Origin of the sequence: Cedecea neteri, assembly GCF_000757825.1 — a bacterium.
GTDB classification, from domain to species: Bacteria; Pseudomonadota; Gammaproteobacteria; order Enterobacterales; family Enterobacteriaceae; genus Cedecea; species Cedecea selenatireducens.
On sequence record NZ_CP009451.1, the window covers coordinates 2348888 to 2372622 of the forward strand.

The 23735-nt window shown below is 54.8% G+C and carries 15 protein-coding genes, 1 tRNA gene, 2 rRNA genes and 1 riboswitch; of the genes, 6 read left to right on the forward strand and 12 right to left on the reverse strand.

Features of this window, described 5'->3' with window-relative positions; translation table 11 throughout:
- Nucleotides 1-56: 56 nt before the first annotated feature.
- Both yjbE and pgi read right to left on the reverse strand, forming a co-directional pair.
- A complete protein-coding gene (yjbE, locus tag JT31_RS10850) occupies nt 57-308 on the reverse strand; it encodes an exopolysaccharide production protein YjbE (RefSeq protein WP_038476726.1) in 252 nt (83 codons plus the stop codon).
- A gap of 368 nt (nt 309-676) precedes the next feature.
- Entirely contained in the window at nt 677-2326 is a 1650-nt protein-coding gene (pgi, locus tag JT31_RS10855) for a glucose-6-phosphate isomerase (RefSeq protein ID WP_038476728.1), read from the reverse strand.
- A 239-nt stretch (nt 2327-2565) separates the two neighbouring features.
- A riboswitch (Lysine riboswitch) is annotated at nt 2566-2787 on the forward strand.
- Nucleotides 2788-2891: 104 nt separating this feature from the next.
- On the opposite strand from pgi, the gene lysC reads away from it, so the two are divergent.
- The 3 genes from lysC to JT31_RS10875 all read left to right on the forward strand — a co-directional run bounded on the left by lysC (nt 2892) and on the right by JT31_RS10875 (nt 5632).
- Nucleotides 2892-4241, forward strand: coding sequence for a lysine-sensitive aspartokinase 3 (gene lysC, locus JT31_RS10865; protein ID WP_038476732.1), 1350 nt, complete (start codon nt 2892-2894; stop codon nt 4239-4241).
- Nucleotides 4242-4334: 93 nt separating this feature from the next.
- The gene (gene panS / locus JT31_RS10870) at nt 4335-5267 is read left to right on the forward strand and encodes a ketopantoate/pantoate/pantothenate transporter PanS (RefSeq protein ID WP_038476734.1); all 933 of its coding nucleotides are present in this window, start codon (nt 4335-4337) and stop codon (nt 5265-5267) included.
- A 92-nt stretch (nt 5268-5359) separates the two neighbouring features.
- Nucleotides 5360-5632, forward strand: a complete 273-nt coding sequence (locus tag JT31_RS10875) for a DUF3811 domain-containing protein (RefSeq protein WP_038483020.1) — start codon at nt 5360-5362, stop codon at nt 5630-5632.
- A 1-nt stretch (nt 5633) separates the two neighbouring features.
- Here the strand turns inward: JT31_RS10875 and rluF are convergent, their stop codons facing one another.
- The gene (gene rluF / locus JT31_RS10880; protein WP_038476736.1) at nt 5634-6512 is read right to left on the reverse strand and encodes a 23S rRNA pseudouridine(2604) synthase RluF; all 879 of its coding nucleotides are present in this window, start codon (nt 6510-6512) and stop codon (nt 5634-5636) included.
- 207 nt (nt 6513-6719) lie between these two features.
- On the opposite strand from rluF, the gene JT31_RS23085 reads away from it, so the two are divergent.
- Nucleotides 6720-6977: a type II toxin-antitoxin system RelE/ParE family toxin gene (locus tag JT31_RS23085; RefSeq protein ID WP_200882460.1), complete on the forward strand. Its 258-nt coding sequence runs from the start codon at nt 6720-6722 to the stop codon at nt 6975-6977.
- A gap of 51 nt (nt 6978-7028) precedes the next feature.
- A complete protein-coding gene (locus JT31_RS10885) occupies nt 7029-7304 on the forward strand; it encodes an addiction module antidote protein (RefSeq protein ID WP_038476738.1) in 276 nt (91 codons plus the stop codon).
- A 28-nt stretch (nt 7305-7332) separates the two neighbouring features.
- Here the strand turns inward: JT31_RS10885 and JT31_RS10890 are convergent, their stop codons facing one another.
- Complete coding sequence (locus JT31_RS10890) at nt 7333-8964, reverse strand: Na/Pi cotransporter family protein (RefSeq protein WP_038476740.1); 1632 nt, start codon at nt 8962-8964, stop codon at nt 7333-7335.
- 143 nt (nt 8965-9107) lie between these two features.
- Nucleotides 9108-12791, reverse strand: coding sequence for a methionine synthase (metH, locus tag JT31_RS10895; protein ID WP_038483023.1), 3684 nt, complete (start codon nt 12789-12791; stop codon nt 9108-9110).
- A gap of 191 nt (nt 12792-12982) precedes the next feature.
- Here metH and iclR point away from each other — a divergent pair, with 191 nt between their 5' ends.
- Complete coding sequence (iclR, locus tag JT31_RS10900) at nt 12983-13816, forward strand: glyoxylate bypass operon transcriptional repressor IclR (RefSeq protein ID WP_038476742.1); 834 nt, start codon at nt 12983-12985, stop codon at nt 13814-13816.
- Here the strand turns inward: iclR and aceK are convergent.
- The 7 genes from aceK to JT31_RS10935 form a co-directional block, all read right to left on the reverse strand.
- Nucleotides 13813-15555 (reverse strand): bifunctional isocitrate dehydrogenase kinase/phosphatase, encoded by a 1743-nt coding sequence (gene aceK, locus JT31_RS10905; RefSeq protein WP_038476744.1) that lies wholly within the window; start codon nt 15553-15555, stop codon nt 13813-13815. The genes iclR and aceK overlap by 4 nt on opposite strands.
- Before the next feature lie 57 nt (nt 15556-15612).
- A complete protein-coding gene (gene aceA, locus JT31_RS10910) occupies nt 15613-16920 on the reverse strand; it encodes an isocitrate lyase (RefSeq protein ID WP_038476747.1) in 1308 nt (435 codons plus the stop codon).
- A 30-nt stretch (nt 16921-16950) separates the two neighbouring features.
- On the reverse strand, nt 16951-18549 hold the full coding sequence (aceB, locus tag JT31_RS10915; RefSeq protein WP_038476749.1) for a malate synthase A: 1599 nt from the start codon (nt 18547-18549) through the stop codon (nt 16951-16953).
- A 245-nt stretch (nt 18550-18794) separates the two neighbouring features.
- On the reverse strand, nt 18795-19724 hold the full coding sequence (metA, locus tag JT31_RS10920; protein ID WP_038476751.1) for a homoserine O-acetyltransferase MetA: 930 nt from the start codon (nt 19722-19724) through the stop codon (nt 18795-18797).
- Between the two features lie 497 nt (nt 19725-20221).
- Nucleotides 20222-20337 (reverse strand): 5S ribosomal RNA (rrf, locus tag JT31_RS10925).
- Between the two features lie 111 nt (nt 20338-20448).
- Nucleotides 20449-23356, reverse strand: a 23S ribosomal RNA gene (locus JT31_RS10930).
- Between the two features lie 221 nt (nt 23357-23577).
- A tRNA-Glu gene (locus tag JT31_RS10935) sits at nt 23578-23653 on the reverse strand.
- Nucleotides 23654-23735 lie beyond the last annotated feature (82 nt).

A 23735-nucleotide genomic window follows, 5' to 3' on the forward strand; every position in this document is an offset into this window, starting at 1 on the left:
TCCCCGGTTTAAAATAACCACACCGAAGTGTGGTTATGGTTAAAAACACCCTAACGTTAACGGGTGGTGGTGCTGGTCGTGGTTGTTGTGGTGGTCCCGGTGTTAGAACCGTCGCCGCCACCGGTTGCGGCTAACGCCACACCGACCGCTGACCCAACAGTGCTGGCGCTGGTTGCAGCAGAACTGCCTGCAGACACAGAGGTCGCCTGCGCGCCGGCCGCGTCACCCACTGCTACAGGGTCAGCATTCGCCGCGCCGGCGGCTGCCAGCGTTAATATGGCTAAAGCGCCATAAAGGGTTTTTCTCATTACAATTTCCCTTCATTGAATGAATGGAGATTTACCCGAAAAGGTTTCAGGCGCGATCGAGTATACACAACACAATGTGATGAATTGGCCTGCGGGAAATAAGGAGTGAACTTTAAGAAAAAGAGTAAAAATTAAATTGATAGACCTATTTATTTTACAAAAAAACAATTAAAAACAAATAACTAAGGAATAAAAAGGCAATCTCAACTTCAAGATAATCTTAAATTAAAGACGTAGATTCGGCGCGGGAAAGATAATTTTCAGATTTACCTCAGGGTGGCAATATCAGAAATTATGACGACAAGGGGATTACTCTTATAAAAAATATGCCAGCACGAGGCTGGCATATTATCAATCACGCGGGGTAATTAATCACGCCATGCTTTATAGCGGTTAATCAGGCCGTTGGTTGAGCTGTCGTGGCTGGCGATTTGTTTGTCGTCGCCCAGCTCCGGCAGGATGCGGTTAGCCAGCTGTTTGCCAAGCTCCACGCCCCACTGGTCAAAGGTGAAGATGTTCAGGATTGCGCCCTGGGTGAAGATTTTGTGCTCATACAGCGCAATCAACGCGCCCAGGCTGAACGGGGTGATTTCACGCAGCAGGATGGAGTTGGTCGGGCGGTTGCCTTCGAACACCTTAAACGGCACAACGTGGTCCAGCGTGGCAGGATCTTTACCCTGGTCACGGTATTCCTGCTCTACTACTTCGCGGGATTTACCGAACGCCAGCGCTTCGGTCTGAGCAAAGAAGTTAGACAGCAGTTTTGGATGATGATCCGACAGCGCGTTGTGGCTAATAGCCGGCGCGATGAAGTCGCAAGGTACCATTTTGGTCCCCTGGTGGATCAGCTGGTAGAACGCGTGCTGGCCGTTGGTGCCCGGCTCGCCCCAGATAATTGGTCCAGTCTGGTAGTCCACGGCGTTGCCGTTGCGGTCAACGTACTTACCGTTGGACTCCATGTTGCCCTGCTGGAAGTAGGCCGCAAAGCGGTGCATGTACTGGTCGTATGGCAGAATCGCTTCAGTTTCAGCGCCGAAGAAATTGTTGTACCAGATGCCGATCAGCGCCAGCAGAACCGGCAGGTTTTGCTCGGCAGGCGTGGTGGCGAAGTGTTTATCCATCGCGTGCGCGCCGGACAGCAGCTCAACGAAGTTGTCGTAGCCAACGGACAGGATGATGGACAGGCCAATTGCGGACCACAGAGAGTAGCGGCCGCCAACCCAGTCCCAGAACTCGAACATGTTGGCGGTGTCGATGCCAAATTCGCCGACGGCTTTGCCGTTGGTGGACAGCGCGGCAAAGTGTTTCGCCACGTGTTTTTCATCGCCAGCCGCACGCAGGAACCAGTCGCGCGCGCTGTGGGCGTTGGTCATGGTTTCCTGAGTGGTGAAGGTTTTAGACGCGACCAGGAACAGCGTGGTTTCCGGGTTCACTTTTTTCAACACTTCGGCAATGTGGGTCCCGTCAACGTTGGACACAAAATGCATGTTGAGGTGGTTTTTGTAAGGGCGCAGCGCTTCGGTGACCATGAACGGGCCGAGGTCAGAGCCGCCAATACCAATGTTAACCACGTCGGTGATGGCCTTGCCGGTGTAGCCTTTCCAGCTGCCGCTGATGATGCTTTCAGAGAAGGCTTTCATCTTCTCAAGCACCGCGTTCACTTCCGGCATCACGTCTTTGCCGTCGACCACGATAGGCGTGTTGCTGCGGTTACGCAGGGCAACGTGCAGCACGGCACGGTCTTCGGTACGGTTAATTTTTTCGCCGGCGAACATGGATTTGATCGCGCTCTGCAGGTCGGTTTCTTTCGCCAGAGCCTGCAGTTTTTCGAGGGTTTCGGTGGTGATGCGGTTTTTGGAGAAATCCACCAGCATCAGGTCATCGAAGGTTGCGGAGAACTTGCTGAAGCGGTCGTTATCTTTCGCGAACAGCTCGGAAAGCGTAACGTCTTTCATCTCATCGTAGTGTTTCTGGAGCGCCTGCCAGGCAGAGGTCTGCTTCGGGTTGATGTTTTTCATAGCAATACTCTTCTGATTTGAGAATTGTGACTTCGGTCGATTGTAGCGCCTGCAGGCAAAAATTGTGATTGATTTTATGCCATTAACCGACTGTTTCCCGTAACCCCCTAAAAAGCGGCAAAAATACCCTCTTATAAGTTAAATTCCTGATTCCGGATTTAACATGAAAAATCCGCATAACCCCGCGGTTGACATGCCTTCGCTGAAGCTTTATTTATTAGGCGCTACCTGCGCTTGCGCAGGCCAGAAGAGGCGCGTTGCCCAGAAAATCGTATCTGAGAAACCAGTAACTAAGAAGATACGTGAGGGGGTGCAACGCCGAGATGATGAAGCGGCTGGTCACGCTTATTGTCGGCTGCAGGGGCTGAATCCTCTGGGTTGTCACCAGGAAACGTTCGCAGTCGAGCGTTTCATGTTCGGCTCACAAAGCTGGATAAACAAGGTGGAGCACTTCTGGGTGATATCGTAGTTCTCCTGCTCTGCGCCCACCCGTTTACCGCTCTTCCCTTGTGCCAAGGCTGAATACTTTTTTGCCAGTTGAATGGCCCCCTGACACGAGGTAGTTATGTCTCAAACCGTAGTCGCCAAATTTGGCGGTACCAGCGTCGCCGATTTTGACGCGATGAACCGCAGCGCCGATGTTGTAATGGCCGATAGCCATGTCCGCGTCGTGGTCCTTTCCGCCTCCGCCGGCGTGACTAACCTGCTGGTTGCTCTGGCCGAAGGGCTCGAAGCAACCGAGCGCTTCGTCAAGCTCGATGCCATTCGCAAAATCCAGTACAACATCGTTGAACGCCTGGCGAGCCCGGAAGTGATCCGCGAAGAGATCGACCGCCTGCTGGAAAACATCACGACGCTTGCGGAAGCCGCCTCCCTTGCGACCTCAACCGCGCTGACCGACGAACTGGTCAGCCACGGCGAACTGATGTCCACCCTGCTGTTTGTTGAGATCTTGCGTGAACGTAGCGTTGAAGCGCAGTGGTTCGATATTCGTAAAGTCATGCGTACCAATGACCGCTTTGGCCGCGCCGAGCCGGATATCACCGCGCTGGCGGAGCTGGCAAGCCAGCAAATGCTACCGCGCCTGGCGGAATCCCTGGTGATCACTCAGGGCTTTATCGGCAGCGAAGAAAAAGGCAGAACGACCACGCTTGGCCGCGGCGGCAGCGACTATACCGCGGCATTGCTCGGTGAAGCGCTGAATGCCGCTCGTGTGGATATCTGGACCGACGTGCCGGGCATCTACACCACCGACCCACGCATGGTGCCAGCGGCAAAACGTATCGATCGCATCGCCTTTGAAGAAGCCGCTGAAATGGCCACCTTCGGGGCGAAGGTCCTGCACCCTGCCACGCTGCTGCCCGCCGTACGCTGTGATATCCCGGTGTTTGTTGGCTCCAGTAAAGATCCGGCCGCAGGGGGGACGCTGGTGTGCAAAAAAACCGAGAATCCGCCGCTCTTCCGCGCCCTTGCGGTACGCCGTAAGCAAACGCTGCTGACGCTGCACAGCCTGCATATGCTGCATTCACGCGGTTTCCTCGCGGAAGTGTTCAGCATTCTGGCTCGCCACAATATCTCCGTGGACCTGATAACCACCTCCGAAGTGAGCGTGGCGTTGACGATGGATACCACCGGTTCAACTTCTACCGGCGACAGCCTGCTGACTACCTCGCTACTCACCGAGCTGTCGTCTCTGTGCCGCGTGGAAGTCGAAGAAAACCTGGCGCTGGTTGCCATCATCGGCAATAAGCTGTCTCAGGCCTGTGGCGTAGGCAAAGAAGTGTTCGGCGTGCTCGACCCGTTCAACATCCGCATGATTTGCTACGGCGCATCCAGCTACAACCTGTGCTTCCTGGTGCCGGGCAACGATGCCGAGCAGGTGGTGCAGAAGCTGCACCGCAACCTGTTTGAATAACAGACAAATTCATGCCATGAATACAGAAAGCCGGGCTCGCACCCGGCTTTTTTTATAACCATAAAACAACACAAACTCTGCAAGGACATCGCTATGATAGCCACCCTAACCCGGCTGTTCCCGCTTTGGGCGCTGCTGGTCTCCGTCGCTGCGTATTATACCCCTTCAACCTTTACCCCGATTGGCCCCTGGGTCAGTACGCTGCTGATGCTCATTATGTTTGGTATGGGCGTACATCTGCGACTTGAAGACTTTAAACGGGTGCTGTCGCGCCCGGCACCGGTGGCGGCGGGAATTTTTCTGCACTATCTGGTGATGCCGCTGGCAGCATGGCTGCTGGCGATGCTGTTCCATATGCCCCCCGATCTTTCCGCCGGGATGGTGCTGGTCGGCAGCGTAGCCAGCGGCACGGCGTCCAACGTCATGATTTACCTGGCCAGGGGCGACGTTGCGCTCTCCGTTACCATCTCTTCTGTTTCCACGCTGGTCGGCGTCTTCGCCACTCCGCTACTGACCCGTCTGTATGTGGATGCCGATATCAAAGTCGATGTGATGGGCATGCTGGTCAGTATTTTGCAAATCGTCATTATCCCGATTGGTCTGGGCCTGATTGTGCACCATCTGTTCCCACGCCTCGTTAAGCGCGTGGAGCCGTGGCTGCCCGCATTTTCCATGCTCTGCATTCTCGCCATCATCAGCGCAGTTGTCGCAGGCTCGGCGTCACACATCGCCTCCGTTGGCCTGGTGGTGATTATCGCGGTGATTCTGCATAACACTATTGGCCTGCTCGGCGGCTACTGGGGCGGGCGTCTCTTTGGCTTCGACGAGTCCACCTGCCGGACGCTGGCCATTGAAGTGGGTATGCAGAACTCGGGTCTCGCGGCTACGCTGGGTAAAATTTACTTCTCACCGCTGGCGGCGCTGCCTGGCGCATTGTTTTCCGTCTGGCATAACCTTTCGGGCTCCCTGCTGGCAGGTTACTGGTCAGGTAAAGCGATAAAATCGCAGCAAAACGAGAAAAAATAGAACGATAAAAGCCTGCAAACGCAGGCTTTTTTGTCTCGTCGATGCTGGAGGTTTGCTTTACACTGAACGTCCTTTCCTGGGAGATTGCAACGATGGCTACAGCCAGACTGACACAGCAAGACATGACGGAAAGCGAACAGCGTGAGCTTAAAACACTGCTGGATCGCGCCCGCATTGCCCACGGTCGTACGTTGACCAACTCAGAAACCAATCAGGTAAAAAAAGAGTACATCGATAAGCTGATGGCGGAACGCGCGCTGGCGGCTAAGAAAGCTCGCCAGCTGAAGAAACAAAACGCATTAAAACCGGATACTTCTACCACCTATTCGTGGTCAGCCAATAACCATACGCGGGGGAAACGCTAGCTTAACGGCCCTTCTTCTTGCGGCCGGGAGAAGCAAAGCGTTTACGAGAGGCGAGCTCAGCGGGCGTTTTTGCTGAGCTTTTCGGCCCGCTGACCAGCGGCTTTTTCACCGCTGGCGTGGCCGCTTTTGGCTTCGCTTTTTTAGCCGGTGCGGCCTCAGAGGACGAGTCCTCAATCAGCTTAAACAGCTCAATCAGTTCATCATCCGTCAGGTCACGCCACTCTCCCAACGGGATCCCGGTCAGGTTAACGTTCATGATGCGCGTGCGCTCAAGCTTCGTCACTTCATAGCCAAAATGCTCACACATGCGGCGAATCTGGCGGTTCAGCCCCTGAACCAGGATAATACGAAACGCAAACGGCGCCTCTTTTTTGACTTTGCATTTTTTGGTGACGGTGCCAAGAATCGGCACGCCCGCGCCCATACCGCGAATAAACTCGTCAGTGACCGGTTTGTTCACCGTGACCACATACTCTTTCTCGTGGTCGTTACCGGCGCGCAGAATTTTGTTTACCAGGTCACCGTGGTTGGTGAGGAAAATCAGGCCCTGAGAGTCTTTGTCCAGGCGGCCAATAGGGAACACGCGCTTGCTGTGGTTCACGTAGTCGACGATGTTGTCTCTTTCGCCGTCTTCCGTGGTGCTCACAATCCCCACCGGTTTATTCAGGGCAATCAGCACCAGATCGTCTTCATTACGAGGCTCAATAAGCTGACCATTCACCTTCACGCTGTCGCCGGCAAAGACCTGATCGCCAATTTTGGCGCGCTTGCCGTTAATAAAAACGTTGCCCTGTTCGATGTAGCGATCGGCGTCACGGCGTGAGCAGATCCCGCTCTCGCTGATGTATTTGTTAAGACGAATAGATGAATTAGTCAGCATGGCTCCTCCGAAAACCCAGGACTATACCTTACCCGCAGGGCGTTGCGAACCGCCTTTCTCACATTAACCTGCATCTCTGGAAGCTTCCTCGTAAATATTGAAAACGTGCTGCGAATGACTTTCCAGACTGCGGCGACGGCCATTGCGCCGCTTTAGCCGCATGAATATTTTTTATACACCTATTTCTGATGTGCTTTATAAACTACAATGAATAAACTCAAACAAACGAGTGCTTTTAGCGCCTGGCTAAGTTTACTTAGAGATAAAAGGGCAAAAACCGTTATTGCCGCCCGGCTTTTAAGGCTAGCGAATGGTTTACCTGGCGATGTGCAACCCGTTGGGGCAGGCATCAGCGAACTTAGAATCCATTTTGGGCCGGGCTATCGCCTTTACTACCAGCAGCGTGGGAAGCTAATCATTTTGCTTCTCTGTGGAGGAAGCAAAATGATTAGCACAAGGATATAGTTTTAGCGAAATTGCTGGCGAAAGACTGGGAACATGAGGAAGATTTCGACGATGAATAAATTAACAGATTACGATCCTGCATCTGCATTGGTCGACAACGAGGAAATTGCTTTTTTCATGGCGGATGCCCTGGAAACCGGAGATGCAGCCTATATAGCAAAGGCGCTGGGCGTAGTTGCACGGGCAAAAGGGATGTCGCAAGTAGCCACTGAAACGGGCCTGTCTCGCGAACAGCTGTACCGTTCATTTAGTGCAGAAGGAAACCCAACGCTTAAAAGCACGCTTGCCGTGATGAAAGCGCTGGGTATTACCCTTACCGTAAAGTAGGCGCCCAGCCCATTAAGGCGCCATTTTTCTAATACTCATCCCGCTCGTCGTCATCGTCCGGCTGGTCCAGCACGCTGTAGGCGACGGAACAGAACAACGAGTTGAGGCGCTTCATATCCCCCAGCAGCCCAAGGTGCAGCGAACTGGTTTCGATGCTCTGCACGTTTTGCTGGTGCAGACGGTCGACGTGAGCGTGAGAATAGCGGCGGTTCATAATGCGGAAACGGTGCTTGTTGCGGCGCAGGCGGCGGGCGCTGCCCAGGTCGCTTGAAAAGAATACCGACAGGCTGAGCTGCAGGTTGCTTATCAGCTGCTGAAGCAGGTTGTCCAGCTCGGTCAGGCCATCCGGCGAAAAGGCCCGGCGCGCGGCGAGCGATTTATCCGCCACTTCGCTGCCCATACGTTCGATGATATCTGCCGCCTGTTCCAGGTTAAGCGACATTTCGATGATTTCCGCCCAGCGGCGGGACTCCATTTCCGCCAGATCTTCTTTTGGCATCTGCGCCAGATAAAGCTTAATGGCGGTATACAGCACGTCCACGTCGTCAGCCAGCTTGCGCAGCTCTTTTTCCTGACGCGGCTCGCCGTGCATTACCTTGCTCCAGGTTTCCAGCATCTGCTCCAGCACGTCCCCCATTCTGAGGGTTTCGCGCGCAGCATTAGATAACCCCAGCGCAGGCGTATCCAGCGCCGTAGGATCGAGGTGCTTCGGCTTCATGCGGGCATCGACTTCGGGCACTTCGCTGATAACCCGGCGGCAGAAGCGCGCCATCGGCTCGGCAAAAGGCACCATCACCAGGCAACGGATCAGGTTGTAGAACACGTGGAAGTAGATAACCAGCTCTGACTCAGGCAGCGGCAGGTGGTGCATCAATCGGGCAAGAATGTGCACAAACGGCAGCACCAGCAGGCTACCCACCAGCTTAAACAGCAGGCTGCCAAGCGCTACCCGGCGCGCTGCGGCATTCGCGGCGCTGTTGTTGATCATCGCCAGCAGGCCGGAGCCGAGGTTAGCGCCAATCACCAGGCATAGCGCCACATCAAACGAAATTACTCCGGTGGACGTCAGCGTGGCCGTCAGTAAAACGGCCGCCAGGCTGGAGTAGCTGATGATGGCGAACATCGCGCCAATCAGCGCGTCGAGCATGATATCGCCGGTCAGAGAAGCGAAGATGACCTGGACACCGTTCGCCTGGGTGATCGGCGTGACGGCCCCGACAATCAGCTCAAGCGCCAGCAGAATAAGGCCAAGGCCAATCCCCACGCGGCCAAGCTGCCCGGCGCGCGTTTGCTTGCGGCTGAGGAAGAAGATAACGCCGATAAAAATCAGCAGCGGCGAAAGCCACGAAAGATCGAAGGTCAGGATACGCGCCATCAGCGCCGTACCCACGTCGGCCCCCAGCACAATCACCAGCGCAGGCGTAAGCGCCACCAGATCCTGAGCAACGAAGGACGTGACCAGCATCGTGGTGGCATTGCTGCTCTGCACCAAAGCGGTCACGCCGATACCGGCGCAGAAGGCGAGAGGTTTCTTTTCTACGCTGCGGCTAAGTACGCTGCGCAGGTTGGCGCCGTAAACGCGCATGATACCGGTACGCACGATGTGCGTGCCCCAGACCAGCAGTGAAACGGCGGAAAGCAGGTGTAACAAGGTCAGCACGGATTTTTATTCTCCTTATCGTTTTTAGGGTTCCTGAGGCAAAAAATAGCCACCCTTCTTCAGTATAAGGGGTTAACTTCAATAAAGAGACAAGGCGCTCACGGAGCGCCTTGTAAGTTGTAAGGAAAGGTTATTTTTAGCGGCTAGTCGGCGTCATAACCCAGGTTTGGCGCCAGCCAGCGTTCAACCTCGCTCACCGGCATCCCTTTGCGCCTCGCATAGTCCTCGACCTGGTCGCGCTGAATTTGTGCGACCGCGAAATACTTGCTGTCGGGGTGGCTGAAGTACCAGCCGGAAACCGACGCGCCGGGCCACATGGCGTAAGATTCAGTGAGTTTCATGCCAATCACGTTCTCTACGTCCAGCAGCGCCCAGATAGCCGCCTTTTCGGTGTGCTCCGGGCAGGCCGGATAGCCCGGCGCCGGACGAATCCCCTGGTAATTTTCGCGAATAAGCTCCTCATTGCTGAGGTTTTCAGTCGCCGCATAGCCCCAGTAGACTTTACGTACGCGCTCGTGGAGATATTCAGCAAAAGCTTCGGCCAGGCGATCGGCCACCGCTTTCACCATGATTTTGTTGTAATCATCATGCTGCGCGTCATAGGCGCCGGCCAGGTCGTCTTCTTCAATACCGCCGGTGACCGCAAAAGCGCCGATGTAGTCCGCTTTACCGCTGTGTTTAGGCGCGACAAAGTCGGCAATACAGTAGTTCGGGAAGCCGCTTTTTTCGGTTTGCTGGCGTAGATGACGGCTGACGGCTTTAACCTGGGTCCGCGTTTCATCGGTATAAACCTCTACGTCGTCGCCAACACGGTTCGCCGGGAACAGGCCTACCACGCCGCGCGGCGTCATCGTCTTCGTGCGGTGGAGCATATCGAGCATGTCGTTGGCGTCTTTAAACAGGCGCTGCGCTTCCTCGCCTACCACTTCATCTTCCAGGATGCGTGGGTATTTCCCGGCCAGCGACCAGGTCATAAAGAACGGCGTCCAGTCGATGTAATTTCGCAGCGTCTCAATGCTGGCGGTAACCTCCTGCACGCCAGGCCGATGGGCAACCGGCGGCGTATAACTTTCCCAGTCAAACGCCAGGTCGTTATCCCTTGCGGCCTGCAGCGTAACAGGCGGAGTGCGAGGTTTTTTGCGTGCGTGCTGGGTGCGAACCACTTCGTACTCTTTGCGGGTTCGGGCCACAAATTCATCATGCTGGGTTTCTGAAAGCAGAGCAGAGACAACGCCTACGGTACGGGAGGCGTTTTGCACATACACCGTTGGGCCGCTGTAGTTCTGCTCGATTTTCACCGCGGTATGGGCTTTGGAAGTCGTCGCTCCGCCAATCAGCAGCGGTAACGTAAAGCCCTGGCGCTCCATCTCTTTGGCGACGTTGACCATTTCATCCAGCGAAGGCGTAATAAGGCCAGAGAGGCCGATAATATCCGCGCCCACTTCGCGGGCAGTTTTCAAAATTTTCTCGCCGGGCACCATCACGCCAAGGTCGATAATTTCGTAGTTGTTACACTGCAGCACCACGCCGACGATGTTCTTGCCGATGTCGTGCACGTCGCCTTTCACCGTGGCGAGGACGATTTTGCCGTTAGTCGATCCTTTTTCCTTACTGGCTTCGATATAAGGCTCGAGCCAGGCCACCGCCTGCTTCATGACGCGGGCCGATTTGACCACCTGCGGCAGGAACATTTTCCCCTCGCCAAACAGGTCGCCCACCACGTTCATCCCCGCCATCAGAGGGCCTTCAATTACTTCGATTGGGCGAGCCGACTGCTGGCGAGCCTCTTCGGTGTCTGCTTCGATGAACTCGGTGATCCCTTTCACCAGCGAATATTCAAGCCGCTTAACGACGTCCCAGCTGCGCCACTCGGCCTGTTGCGCATTGGCGGCTTCATCACTTTTGCTGCCGCGATATTTTTCAGCCAGCTCTAACAGCCGTTCGGTGCTGTCATCACGCCGGTTAAGAATGACGTCTTCTACAGCGTCACGCAGCTCGGCCGGAAGGTCGTCGTAAATCGCCAGCTGCCCGGCGTTCACGATCCCCATGTCCATGCCGTTGCGGATCGCGTAATAGAGGAATACCGCGTGAATGGCTTCGCGTACCGGATCGTTGCCGCGGAAGGAGAAGGAGACGTTAGACACGCCGCCGGAAATCATCGCGTGCGGCAGCTCGCGCTTAATGTCTTCGCAGGCGCCGATAAAGTCCTGCGCGTAGTTGTTGTGCTCTTCGATACCGGTCGCCACCGCGAAGATGTTCGGGTCAAAGATGATGTCTTCCGGCGGGAAGCCCACCTCTTCGGTAAGAATTTTGTAGGCCCGGCGGCAAATCTCGATTTTTCGCTCGCGGGTATCCGCCTGGCCCGCTTCGTCGAACGCCATCACCACCATCGCCGCGCCGTAGCGACGCACCAGCTTCGCGTGATGAATAAACGGCTCAATGCCTTCCTTCATCGAGATGGAGTTAACGATGCCTTTGCCCTGAATGCACTTCAGCCCTTTCTCGATGACGTCCCATTTCGAGGAGTCGATCATGATCGGCACGCGGGCGATATCCGGCTCGCCGGCAATCAGGTTGAGGAAGCGCACCATCGCCGCTTCGGCGTCGAGCATCCCCTCGTCCATGTTGATGTCAATTATCTGCGCGCCGCTGGCGACCTGCTGCAGCGCAACGTCCAGCGCCTCGCTGTATTTTTCTTCTTTGATCAGCCGCTTGAATTTAGCCGAGCCGGTGACGTTGGTGCGTTCGCCTACGTTCACAAACAGGCTGTCCGCGCTAATGTTCAGCGGCTCAAGCCCGGCCAGACGGCAGGCAACCGGCAGTTCGGGGAGCTTACGCGGCGCAACGCCAGCCACCGCTTTGCTCATCGCAGCAATGTGCGCAGGCGTTGTCCCGCAGCAGCCGCCAACAATGTTCAGGAATCCGGCCTGCGCCCATTCGCCAATCTGCTGGGCCATCACTTTTGCATCGAGATCGTACTCGCCGAAAGCATTTGGCAGACCGGCGTTAGGGTGAGCGGTTACGTAGCACTCGGCAATGCGCGACAGTTCAGCGACGTACTGGCGCAGCTCGTCCGGCCCCAGCGCGCAGTTAAGCCCAAAGGAGAGCGCATCGGCATGGCGCAGGGAGTTATAGAAAGCTTCCGTCGTCTGACCGGAAAGCGTGCGGCCTGAAGCATCGGTAATCGTGCCGGAAATCATAATCGGCAGGTCAACGCCAAGCGCCTCAAACTCTGCCTTCACCGCGAAGATGGCGGCTTTGGCGTTCAGGGTGTCGAACACCGTTTCGATCATGATCAGGTCGGTCCCGCCTTCCACCAGCGCCCTGGTCGATTCACGATAAGCGGCGACCAGTTGATCAAAAGTGATGTTGCGGAAGGCCGGGTCGTTCACGTCCGGGGAGATTGAAGCCGTGCGGTTGGTGGGGCCTAACACACCGGCGACATAGCGTGGTTTTTCCGGCGTACGTGCCGTCCATTCATCGGCACAGGCACGAGCCAGCTTCGCGGCTTCGTAGTTAATTTCCGCCGACAGCGATTCCATTTGGTAGTCAGCCATCGCAATCGTGGTGGAGTTGAAGGTGTTGGTTTCAACGATGTCTGCACCAGCCTCAAAGTAGGCGTAGTGAATCGCGGTGATGATTTCCGGCTTGCTGAGCACCAGCAGGTCATTGTTGCCCTTGAGGTCGCACGGCCAGTCGGCAAAACGCTCCCCGCGGAAGTCGTTCTCATCAAGACGATAGCTCTGGATCATGGTCCCCATGCCACCGTCCAGCACCAGAATGCGTTCACTCAGTTGTTGCTTCAGCTTCTCTACGTTGTTACTCACGCTCACTCCCACCTTTTTTCCCTGACTGACGGACCTGCAGCCCCATACTTGCACAAACTACAGGGTCGTAAAAGCCGCACGTCAGGAACATGAGAGATGTTCAGCATCACTCATCCGATCAGTCCGTGAGCGGTTGCAAATTCGCCAAATAAAACGAAAATGATTTCCACGATACGAAAAAGGAGTCCGGTATGGTTGCTACAGTCCCCGCTAAACGAGGTAAGAAACCCCGCGCCGCAGCCGCTGCTGCCCCGCAGGTCACCGGGCAGGTTCAATCCCTCACTCGCGGCCTCAAACTGCTGGAGTGGATTGCCGAATCTCACGGCAGCGTGGCGTTGACCGAGCTTGCCCAGCAGGCCGGCCTGCCGAACTCCACGACCCACCGTCTGCTGACCACGATGCAGCAGTTAGGCTTCGTTCACCAGGTAGGCGATCTGGGCCACTGGACGATTGGCGCTCACGCTTTTGTCGTCGGCAGCAGCTTCCTGCAAAGCCGCAACCTGCTGGCCATCGTGCACCCGATTCTGCGCAAGCTGATGGAAGCTTCCGGCGAAACCGTTAACCTCGCGGTGCTGGACAAGAGCGATCATCAGGCGATTATCATCGACCAGGTTCAGTGCACGCAGTTGATGCGTATGTCGGCCCCCATTGGCGGCAAGCTGCCGATGCACGCTTCCGGCGCAGGCAAGGCGTTTCTGGCTCATCTCAACGATGACGAACTGGCGGGCCTGCTGCACCGCAAGGGCTTACACAGCTACACGCCCGCAACGCTGACTTCACCGCTGCATTTAAAAGAAGATTTAGCGCAAACGCGCAAGCGGGGTTACTCGTTTGACGATGAAGAACATGCGCTGGGGCTACGCTGCGTGGCCTCCTGCATCTACGACGAGCACCACGAGGCGTTTGCTGCCATCTCCATTTCTGGCCCGATTTCGCGCATCACCGATGACCGGGTGACGGAGATTGGCGCTCTGGTCATTAAGGCAGCGAAGGAAATTACTCTGGCATACGGCGGCGGGCGCTAACCCGCCCTCTTCACGTCCCCAAACCGCTGGCTGAAACGCTGGCGGCGGCGATAGGCGAAGACATCCTCGACATAGCCCTCGCGGATGCGGGTTTGCAAAGCTCGCCAAAAGTCGGCGCGGAACAGGTCAGCGTGCATTTCATCGAATAGCGGGCGAATACGCCTGTCCGCGCAAAGATAGTGCCTGAATTCCTCCGGGAAGACATCGCCCGGCGAGATGCTGTACCAGGGCTCGGAGGACAACTCATCCTCTGGGTAACGTGGCGGCGGAATATCCCGGAAATTTACCTCGGTCATATAGCAAATTTCATCGTAATCGTAGAACACCACTCGCCCGTGGCGCGTCACGCCAAAGTTTTTAAACAGCATGTCACCGGGGAAAATATTAGCCGCCGCCAGTTGGCGAATGGCGTTGCCGTACTCTTCCACCGCATCCCTCAACTGCTGACCTTCAACCTGCTCAAGCCACAGGTTGAGCGGCACCATTCGCCGTTCGATATAAAGATGGCTAATGGCAATGCGGTCGCCAAGATCGGTGAGTTTTTCCGGGACTTCTTCGTGCAGCAGCGCCATTAACTCAGGGCTTATCTGCTGCTTATCCAGCACGAAGTTTTCAAACTCCTGGGTATCCGCCATACGCCCCACGCGGTCGTGTTCCTTTACCAGCTGGTAGCAGGCACGAACCCTTTCGGCGGTGACTTCTTTCTGCGGCGCGAACCTGTCCTTTATCACCTTAAAAACACGATCGAAGCCCGGGAGAGTGAAGACCAGCATCACCATGCCACGAATGCCCGGCGCCTCAATAAACTGCTCGGGCGTGTTGTTAATGTAGGTCAGATATTCGCGATAGCTTTCGGTTTTGCCGTGCTTCTGGCAGCCGATTGCCATATACAGTTCGGCGGTGGTTTTGCCCGGTAAAATCTCGCGCAGCCACTCGACGAGCGCGGCGGGGAAAGGGGCATAAACCATAAAGTAAGAACGAGCGAAGCCAAAAACGATGCTGGCTTCAGGTGAACTGGTCAGGCAGGTATCCACCATTAAGCGGCCATCATCTGTGCGGTGGATCGGCAGCAAAAATGGAATTGTTCTCCCCTGCAGTACCAGTTTGCCAACCAGCCAGGCGGCTTTATTGCGATAAAACAGCTCGTTGGCGACTTCGAGCGTGGCCGTACGCAATGCTTCTGCGCCGAACGTTTCATGGAGATGGGCAAGAATAAAACCAACGTCCCGCGCAATATCCTGCCAGGGAAGACGCAGCGGGAGATCGGAGAGCAAGGTGGTGAGCAATGTCGTCCAGCCCTGCTCCGGGAAAAAGGTTTTAGCCAGCGGACGAGGCAGCGGCCGGAGCTGTTTGCCAGCCTGCGAGCTAAAGATAAAAAGCCGCTCGGGAGTAAGCGAGCGGTGATCGAAGAGCCGACAATAGACGGAATTAAAAAAGCTTTCGGCAATTTCAAAACGCGGATAATCCGGCAAAAGCCTGGTGTACTGCTCTTTCACGCGCAGCAAAAAGGCCGCATCGGTATTCTGGCCGCCGGTAATACAGCGAAGCTGCTCTACGACGAGCCCTACGTGATGATCGTAAAGATTGATACGGCTTTTCATCGCCTGCTGAACGGCGTGCCAGTCGGCCTGTTCAAAGCGCTGCTGCGCACCCGCGGTGACCTCAAGAAATCGACCGTATTGCGCATCGAACCCTTGCAGGATGGTGTGGGCAATTAACAGCTCCAGCCTGTGTGACATTTATTTCTCCCCTCACCCCGGCCCTCTCCCAAAGGAGAGGGGGAAAATAAAGTTTGTTCAGAACTGTTCTTCTTCGGTAGAACCAGTCAACGCGGTTACGGAAGAGGCGCCGCCCTGAATGATGGTAGTGACGCGGTCGAAGTAGCCGGTACCCACTTCCTGCTGATGAGAGACGAAGGTATAACCTTCGGAAGCCGCAGCAAACTCAGGCTGCTGTACCTTCTCAACATAGTGGCGCATCCCCTCGCCCTGAGCATAAGAGTGCGCCAGGTCGAACATGTTGAACCACATGCTGTGGATCCCCGCCAGGGTGATGAACTGGTACTTGTAGCCCATGTCCGACAGTTCTTGCTGGAAGGAAGCGATGGTTTTGTCATCGAGATTTTTCTTCCAGTTGAACGATGGCGAACAGTTGTAGGCCAGCAGCTTGCCAGGGAAGCGAGCGTGGATCGCTTCGGCAAAGCGACGGGCCTGGTCCAGATCGGGTTTAGAGGTTTCACACCAGACCAGGTCGGCATAAGGGGCATAGGCCAGGCCACGGCTGATAGCCTGCTCAATGCCAGCCCGAGTGCGATAGAAACCTTCCTGCGTACGTTCGCCGGTGACGAACTCGCGGTCATATTCGTCGCAGTCGGAGGTGATCAGGTCTGCCGCATCGGCATCGGTACGGGCAATCAGCAGCGTGGGAACGCCCATCACGTCCGCCGCCAGACGAGCGGCGATTAATTTCTGGATAGCCTCCTGGGTCGGGACCAATACTTTGCCGCCCATATGACCGCACTTTTTCACCGAGGCAAGCTGGTCTTCAAAGTGTACCGCCGCTGCACCGGCCTGAATCATCGACTTCATCAGCTCGAAGGCGTTTAGCACGCCGCCAAAGCCTGCCTCAGCGTCGGCAACGATCGGCAGGAAGTAGTCAACGTGGCGCGGGTCGCCCGGCTCAATATTCGACGCCCACTGGATCTGATCCGCGCGCTGGAAGCTGTTGTTGATCCTGTCGACTACCGCAGGAACGGAGTTAGCCGGGTAGAGCGACTGATCCGGATACATGCTGGAGGCCAGGTTAGCATCCGCCGCCACCTGCCAGCCGGATAAGTAGATAGCTTCGATACCCGCTTTAGCCTGCTGCAAAGCCTGACCACCGGTTAACGCCCCCAGACTGTTTACGTAGCCTTTTTTCGACTCGCCGTGCAGCAGACGCCAGAGCTTCGCCGCCCCGTGCTGCGCCAGCGTGCATTCCGGGTTCAGCGAACCGCGCAGTTTCACCACGTCTTCTGCGCTATAGGTACGCTCAATGCCTTCCCAACGCGGTTGTGTCCATTCTTGTTGTACTTGTTGAATCTGTTGGCTACGAGAGGTTTTCATTGCAGATGCTCCATTTTTATAGGGTTAGGTTCAGGCAAGCAGGCGGTAGCCCGGCAGCGTCAGGAAGTCGATTAACTCTTCTGAGGTGGTAATTTGTTCCATCAGCCGTGCGGCTTCATCGAAGCGCCCCTGGCTATAACGCTGGTCCCCCAGCTCGGCCTGAATCACCAACATCTCTTCGGCAAGCATCTGGCGAAACAGCGATTTAGTGACGGTCTGGCCGTTGCTCAGCGTCTTCTGGTGATGGATCCATTGCCAGATGGAAGTACGGGAAATTTCAGCGGTCGCGGCATCCTCCATCAGCCCATAGATAGGCACGCAGCCGTTGCCGGAGATCCAGGCCTCGATGTACTGCACTGCAACGCGGATGTTGGCGCGCATGCCTTCTTCGGTACGCTCCCCAGGGCAAGGCTCAAGCAGCTGGGCCGCGGTAATGGGAACATCTTCGCTGCGGCTAATATCCAGCTGGTTGTGACGCTCACCTAGCGCTTTGCCAAAGACCTCGACAACCGTGTCCGCAAGGCCCGGATGCGCAATCCAGGTGCCGTCGTGGCCGTTGTTGGCCTCCATCTCTTTGTCCGCTTTGACTTTGTTCAGCACCCATTCATTACGCGCGCTGTCTTTGCTAGGGATAAAGGCCGCCATACCGCCCATCGCAAAAGCGCCCCGGCGATGGCAGGTTTTAATCAGCAGGCGCGAGTAAGCATTCAGGAACGGTTTGTCCATCGTCACGGACTGTCTGTCCGGCAGGACGCGATCCGGATGGTTTTTCAGGGTTTTTATGTAGCTGAAGATGTAGTCCCAACGCCCGCAGTTCAGGCCGACAATGTGATCTTTCAGCGCGTGCAGGATCTCGTCCATCTGGAAGACTGCCGGTAACGTTTCGATCAGCAGAGTGGCCTTGATGGTGCCCCGCGGCAGATCGAAGCGATCTTCCGTAAAGCTGAATACTTCGCTCCACCAGGCGGCTTCCTGCCACGACTGCGTTTTCGGCAGGTAGAAGTAAGGGCCGCTGCCTTTGGCCAACAAGGCATCAACGTTGTGGAAGAAATAGAGCCCGAAGTCGAACAGGCTGCCCGGAATGGCTTCCCCACGCCAGGTCACGTGTTTTTCAGGCAGGTGCAGGCCGCGTACGCGGCAAACCAGTACCGCCGGATCGGGCTTTAGCTGATAAATTTTTCCCGCTTCGTTGGTCCAGCTGATGGTGCCATTAACCGCATCGCGCAGGTTGATCTGGCCATCGATAACCTTGCTCCAGCTCGGTGCCAGGGAATCCTCAAAGTCGGCCATAAATACTTTTACGTTAGCATTCAGGGCATTGATAACCATTTTGCGTTCAACCGGCCCGGTAATTTCAACCCGCCGGTCGAGAAGATCCTGTGGAATGCCGCGAATTTGCCAGTCACTCTTTCGAATGGAATCGGTTTCCGAATTAAAATCAGGCAGTTTTCCTGCATCAATAGCCTGCTGCTCCGCAATACGAGCCGCCAGCAGCTTATTGCGCTGTGGGGTAAAGCGGGCTACCAGGTCGCTGAGGAAATCAACGGCTTCAGGGGTGAGAATCTGTCTCTCCTGGTCACCAAACGGCTGGCTAAAGGCCAGCTCTTCGCTAACTGTCTGTTGTGTCATTCGGTTACTCCTTCGTCTTATCCCGTCGAGACGGCCAAAAGTGAATCGCGCACGGCTGTGCAGTTTTCATGCAACAGAATTAAGACTACTTGATGAATTTTTAAAATCAAAAACAATTTCCATTTTTGAATTTAAATTCATTTATCACATTGATATTTATAAGATTAAAGTTTAAACAAGGAGGGAAGTGGTTTTCAGAATATAAAAAAGGCGCCGGAGGCGCCTGTGGTGGGAAGCTGAAACGCTTAATCCAGCGTAGGGTTCATGCGGCGGAGATCGAATGGCGTGATCTGGTAGACGTAATAGTTCAGCCAGTTGGTGAACAGTAAATTGCCATGGCTACGCCAGGTGGCACGAGGTTTTTTCGCCGGATCGTCCCCAGGGAAGTAGTTATAGGGCACATCAGGCTCGAGTCCCGCATCAACATCGCGGAAATACTCTCCGGACAGCGTTAAAGGATCGTATTCCGGATGGCCCGTCACGAATGCGATGCGCTTATCCCTGCTGCCAAACAGATAGGCATCGCCCTGTTCGGTTTCGGCAAAAATCTCCAGATCCGTATAATCGCGGATCAGCTGGGCGGGGAAGTCGGCATAGCGAGAGTGCGGCGCAAGAAATGAATCGTCAAAGCCGCGCGTCAGCAAAGCATGAGGCTGGGTGACATGGTGCTCGTAGACGCCAGATAGTTTTTCATCCCGAGTTTGCTTCGGAATGCCATACAAAATATTCAGCGCGGCCTGCACGGCCCAGCAGACAAACAGCGTAGAGGTGACATGATCTTTGGCCCACTCCAGGACCTGCTGGATCTGTGGCCAGTAAGCGACGTCGTTAAATTCGACCAGGCCAAGCGGCGCGCCGGTCACAATCAGGCCGTCATAGTTATCGTGCTGGATATCTTCAAAATTGCAGTAAAAGTTATTGAGATGTTCGCTGGGCGTGTTGCGAGATTCACGGCTATCAATGCGCAGCAGCTGGATGTCCACCTGCAGCGGAGAGTTGGAGAGCAGCCGCAGGAACTGGTTTTCCGTCTCAATTTTCTTCGGCATCAGATTCAGGATCAGTACCTTTAGCGGACGTATTTCCTGATTACTGGCGCGCGATGAAGTCATCACAAAGACGTTTTCCTCACGCAGGAAATTGACGGCTGGTAGCTCGTCCTGCACCCGAATCGGCATAACCTTATATCCTCAAAGCATACGTTTAAACGTTTAGACATCCAGACACCTGACAATACCGAGTTTGGCAATCAATGTCGAGCCAGAAGCGAAAAGGTGAAAATGTTTCATTTAGCGGAGATGGCTAAGATCAGGGCTTTACGCTGGAATGGGGGCCGAAATGCAGTGAATGAGTCTATCCGCTGTGACGTGAAAATTAGCAGGGCATAGAAAGCAAAAAACCCCAGCCGTCAGGCTGAGGTTTTCTGTTTTATTTGATGCCTGGCAGTTGTATGCCGGGCTGTCCTGCCCGTCACCCTGCGGGCAGCCTCCGGCTGTGCAAAATCGTTCCCGACTTAGTATTCGTATCATCCTGATACTCACCCCTCCGGGGCCGCCGCAGGCGGCGTTCAAAATCGTTCCCGACGATTTTGTCCTACTCAGGAGAGCGCTCCCCGACAAACAACAGATAAAACAAAAGGCCCAGTCTTTCGACTGAGCCTTTCGTTTTATTTGATGCCTGGCAGTTCCCTACTCTCGCATGGGGAGACCCCACACTACCATCGGCGCTACGGCGTTTCACTTCTGAGTTCGGCATGGGGTCAGGTGGGACCACCGCGCTACGGCCGCCAGGCAAATTCTGTTATTGACCGTTATGCATCCGCATAACCATCAATTTAATCCTGAACTAAGCTGAAAATTTACTCTTTCTCTCTAATTTCTCTCAAAACACCTTCGGTGTTGTAAGGTTAAGCCTCACGGATCATTAGTACTGGTTAGCTCAACGTATCGCTACGCTTACACACCCAGCCTATCAACGTCGTAGTCTTCAACGTTCCTTCAGGACCCTTAAAGGGTCAGGGAGAACTCATCTCGGGGCAAGTTTCGCGCTTAGATGCTTTCAGCGCTTATCTTTTCCGCATTTAGCTACCGGGCAATGCCATTGGCATGACAACCCGAACACCAGTGATGCGTCCACTCCGGTCCTCTCGTACTAGGAGCAGCCCCCCTCAATTCTCCAGCGCCCACGGCAGATAGGGACCGAACTGTCTCACGACGTTCTAAACCCAGCTCGCGTACCACTTTAAATGGCGAACAGCCATACCCTTGGGACCTACTTCAGCCCCAGGATGTGATGAGCCGACATCGAGGTGCCAAACACCGCCGTCGATATGAACTCTTGGGCGGTATCAGCCTGTTATCCCCGGAGTACCTTTTATCCGTTGAGCGATGGCCCTTCCATTCAGAACCACCGGATCACTAAGACCTGCTTTCGCACCTGCTCGAGCCGTCACTCTCGCAGTCAAGCTAGCTTATGCCTTTGCACTAACCTCACGATGTCCGACCGTGATTAGCTAACCTTCGTGCTCCTCCGTTACGCTTTAGGAGGAGACCGCCCCAGTCAAACTACCCACCAGACACTGTCCGCAACCCGGATCACGGGTCTACGTTAGAACATCAAACATTAAAGGGTGGTATTTCAAGGTTGGCTCCACGCAGACTGGCGTCCACGCTTCAAAGCCTCCCACCTATCCTACACATCAAGGCTCAATGTTCAGTGTCAAGCTATAGTAAAGGTTCACGGGGTCTTTCCGTCTTGCCGCGGGTACACTGCATCTTCACAGCGATTTCAATTTCACTGAGTCTCGGGTGGAGACAGCCTGGCCATCATTACGCCATTCGTGCAGGTCGGAACTTACCCGACAAGGAATTTCGCTACCTTAGGACCGTTATAGTTACGGCCGCCGTTTACCGGGGCTTCGATCAAGAGCTTCTCCTTGCGGATAACCCCATCAATTAACCTTCCGGCACCGGGCAGGCGTCACACCGTATACGTCCACTTTCGTGTTTGCACAGTGCTGTGTTTTTAATAAACAGTTGCAGCCAGCTGGTATCTTCGACTGCCTTCAGCTCCACCCGCGAGGGGTTTCACCTACCGACAGCGTGCCTTCTCCCGAAGTTACGGCACCATTTTGCCTAGTTCCTTCACCCGAGTTCTCTCAAGCGCCTTGGTATTCTCTACCTGACCACCTGTGTCGGTTTGGGGTACGATTTAATGTTACCTGATGCTTAGAGGCTTTTCCTGGAAGCAGGGCATTTGTTACTTCAGCACCGTAGTGCCTCGTCATCACACCTCAGCGTTTAATAAGCGTCCGGATTTACCTAAACGCTCCGCCTACATGCTTAAACCGGGACAACCGTCGCCCGGCTAACATAGCCTTCTCCGTCCCCCCTTCGCAGTAACACCAAGTACAGGAATATTAACCTGTTTCCCATCGACTACGCCTTTCGGCCTCGCCTTAGGGGTCGACTCACCCTGCCCCGATTAACGTTGGACAGGAACCCTTGGTCTTCCGGCGAGCGGGCTTTTCACCCGCTTTATCGTTACTTATGTCAGCATTCGCACTTCTGATACCTCCAGCAGACCTCACAGTCCACCTTCGACGGCTTACAGAACGCTCCCCTACCCAACAACGCATAAGCGTCGCTGCCGCAGCTTCGGTGCATGGTTTAGCCCCGTTACATCTTCCGCGCAGGCCGACTCGACCAGTGAGCTATTACGCTTTCTTTAAATGATGGCTGCTTCTAAGCCAACATCCTGGCTGTCTGTGCCTTCCCACATCGTTTCCCACTTAACCATGACTTTGGGACCTTAGCTGGCGGTCTGGGTTGTTTCCCTCTTCACGACGGACGTTAGCACCCGCCGTGTGTCTCCCGTGATAACATTCTTCGGTATTCGTAGTTTGCATCGGGTTGGTAAGCCGGGATGGCCCCCTAGCCGAAACAGTGCTCTACCCCCGAAGATGAGTTCACGAGGCGCTACCTAAATAGCTTTCGGGGAGAACCAGCTATCTCCCGGTTTGATTGGCCTTTCACCCCCAGCCACAAGTCATCCGCTAATTTTTCAACATTAGTCGGTTCGGTCCTCCAGTTAGTGTTACCCAACCTTCAACCTGCCCATGGCTAGATCACCGGGTTTCGGGTCTATACCCTGCAACTTAACGCCCAGTTAAGACTCGGTTTCCCTGCGGCTCCCCTATACGGTTAACCTTGCTACAGAATATAAGTCGCTGACCCATTATACAAAAGGTACGCAGTCACCCCATAAAGAGGCTCCCACTGCTTGTACGTACACGGTTTCAGGTTCTGTTTCACTCCCCTCGCCGGGGTTCTTTTCGCCTTTCCCTCACGGTACTGGTTCACTATCGGTCAGTCAGGAGTATTTAGCCTTGGAGGATGGTCCCCCCATATTCAGACAGGATACCACGTGTCCCGCCCTACTCTTCGAACTCACAGTATGTGCATTTTAGTGTACGGGAGTATCACCCTGTACCCTGCGACTTTCCAGACGCTTCCACTAACACACAAACTGATTCAGGTTCTGGGCTGTTCCCCGTTCGCTCGCCGCTACTGGGGGAATCTCGGTTGATTTCTTTTCCTCGGGGTACTTAGATGTTTCAGTTCCCCCGGTTCGCTTCGTTAAGCTATGTATTCACTTAACGATAGTGTGTCGAAACACACTGGGTTTCCCCATTCGGAAATCGCCGGCTATAACGGTTCATATCACCTTACCGACGCTTATCGCAGATTAGCACGTCCTTCATCGCCTCTGACTGCCAGGGCATCCACCGTGTACGCTTAGTCGCTTAACCTCACAACCCGAAGATGTCTCGTAAGACAAAATCGCTGTTGTGAAAATTTGAGAGACTCGAACATGTCTTAACCCCATTCCTTATTACGGAGGAATGAGACGACATGTCGTTTCAATTTTCAGCTTGTTCCGGATTGTTAAAGAGCAAATATCTCAAACATGACTCTTTCAAGTCAGTTTTGAGATATAACGGCACGCAACTTTCACTTACATACCAGCAAGTGGCGTCCCCTAGGGGATTCGAACCCCTGTTACCGCCGTGAAAGGGCGGTGTCCTGGGCCTCTAGACGAAGGGGACACTGAAGTCTCAATCGCAAGACGCCTTGCTTCTCTACATCTATCAGACAATCTGTGTGAGCACTACGCGGGTTTGTATCTTT

Bases quoted from the DNA above. Each gene is read 5' to 3' on its own strand.
- yjbE (WP_038476726.1), bottom strand. From the start codon at position 308: ATGAGAAAAACCCTTTATGGCGCTTTAGCCATATTAACGCTGGCAGCC.
- pgi (WP_038476728.1), bottom strand. From the start codon at position 2,326: ATGAAAAACATCAACCCGAAGCAGACCTCTGCCTGGCAGGCGCTCCAG.
- lysC (WP_038476732.1), top strand. From the start codon at position 2,892: ATGTCTCAAACCGTAGTCGCCAAATTTGGCGGTACCAGCGTCGCCGAT.
- panS (WP_038476734.1), top strand. From the start codon at position 4,335: ATGATAGCCACCCTAACCCGGCTGTTCCCGCTTTGGGCGCTGCTGGTC.
- JT31_RS10875 (WP_038483020.1), top strand. From the start codon at position 5,360: ATGGCTACAGCCAGACTGACACAGCAAGACATGACGGAAAGCGAACAG.
- rluF (WP_038476736.1), bottom strand. From the start codon at position 6,512: ATGCTGACTAATTCATCTATTCGTCTTAACAAATACATCAGCGAGAGC.
- JT31_RS23085 (WP_200882460.1), top strand. From the start codon at position 6,720: ATGAATAAACTCAAACAAACGAGTGCTTTTAGCGCCTGGCTAAGTTTA.
- JT31_RS10885 (WP_038476738.1), top strand. From the start codon at position 7,029: ATGAATAAATTAACAGATTACGATCCTGCATCTGCATTGGTCGACAAC.
- iclR (WP_038476742.1), top strand. From the start codon at position 12,983: ATGGTTGCTACAGTCCCCGCTAAACGAGGTAAGAAACCCCGCGCCGCA.
- aceK (WP_038476744.1), bottom strand. From the start codon at position 15,555: ATGTCACACAGGCTGGAGCTGTTAATTGCCCACACCATCCTGCAAGGG.
- aceA (WP_038476747.1), bottom strand. From the start codon at position 16,920: ATGAAAACCTCTCGTAGCCAACAGATTCAACAAGTACAACAAGAATGG.
- aceB (WP_038476749.1), bottom strand. From the start codon at position 18,549: ATGACACAACAGACAGTTAGCGAAGAGCTGGCCTTTAGCCAGCCGTTT.
- metA (WP_038476751.1), bottom strand. From the start codon at position 19,724: ATGCCGATTCGGGTGCAGGACGAGCTACCAGCCGTCAATTTCCTGCGT.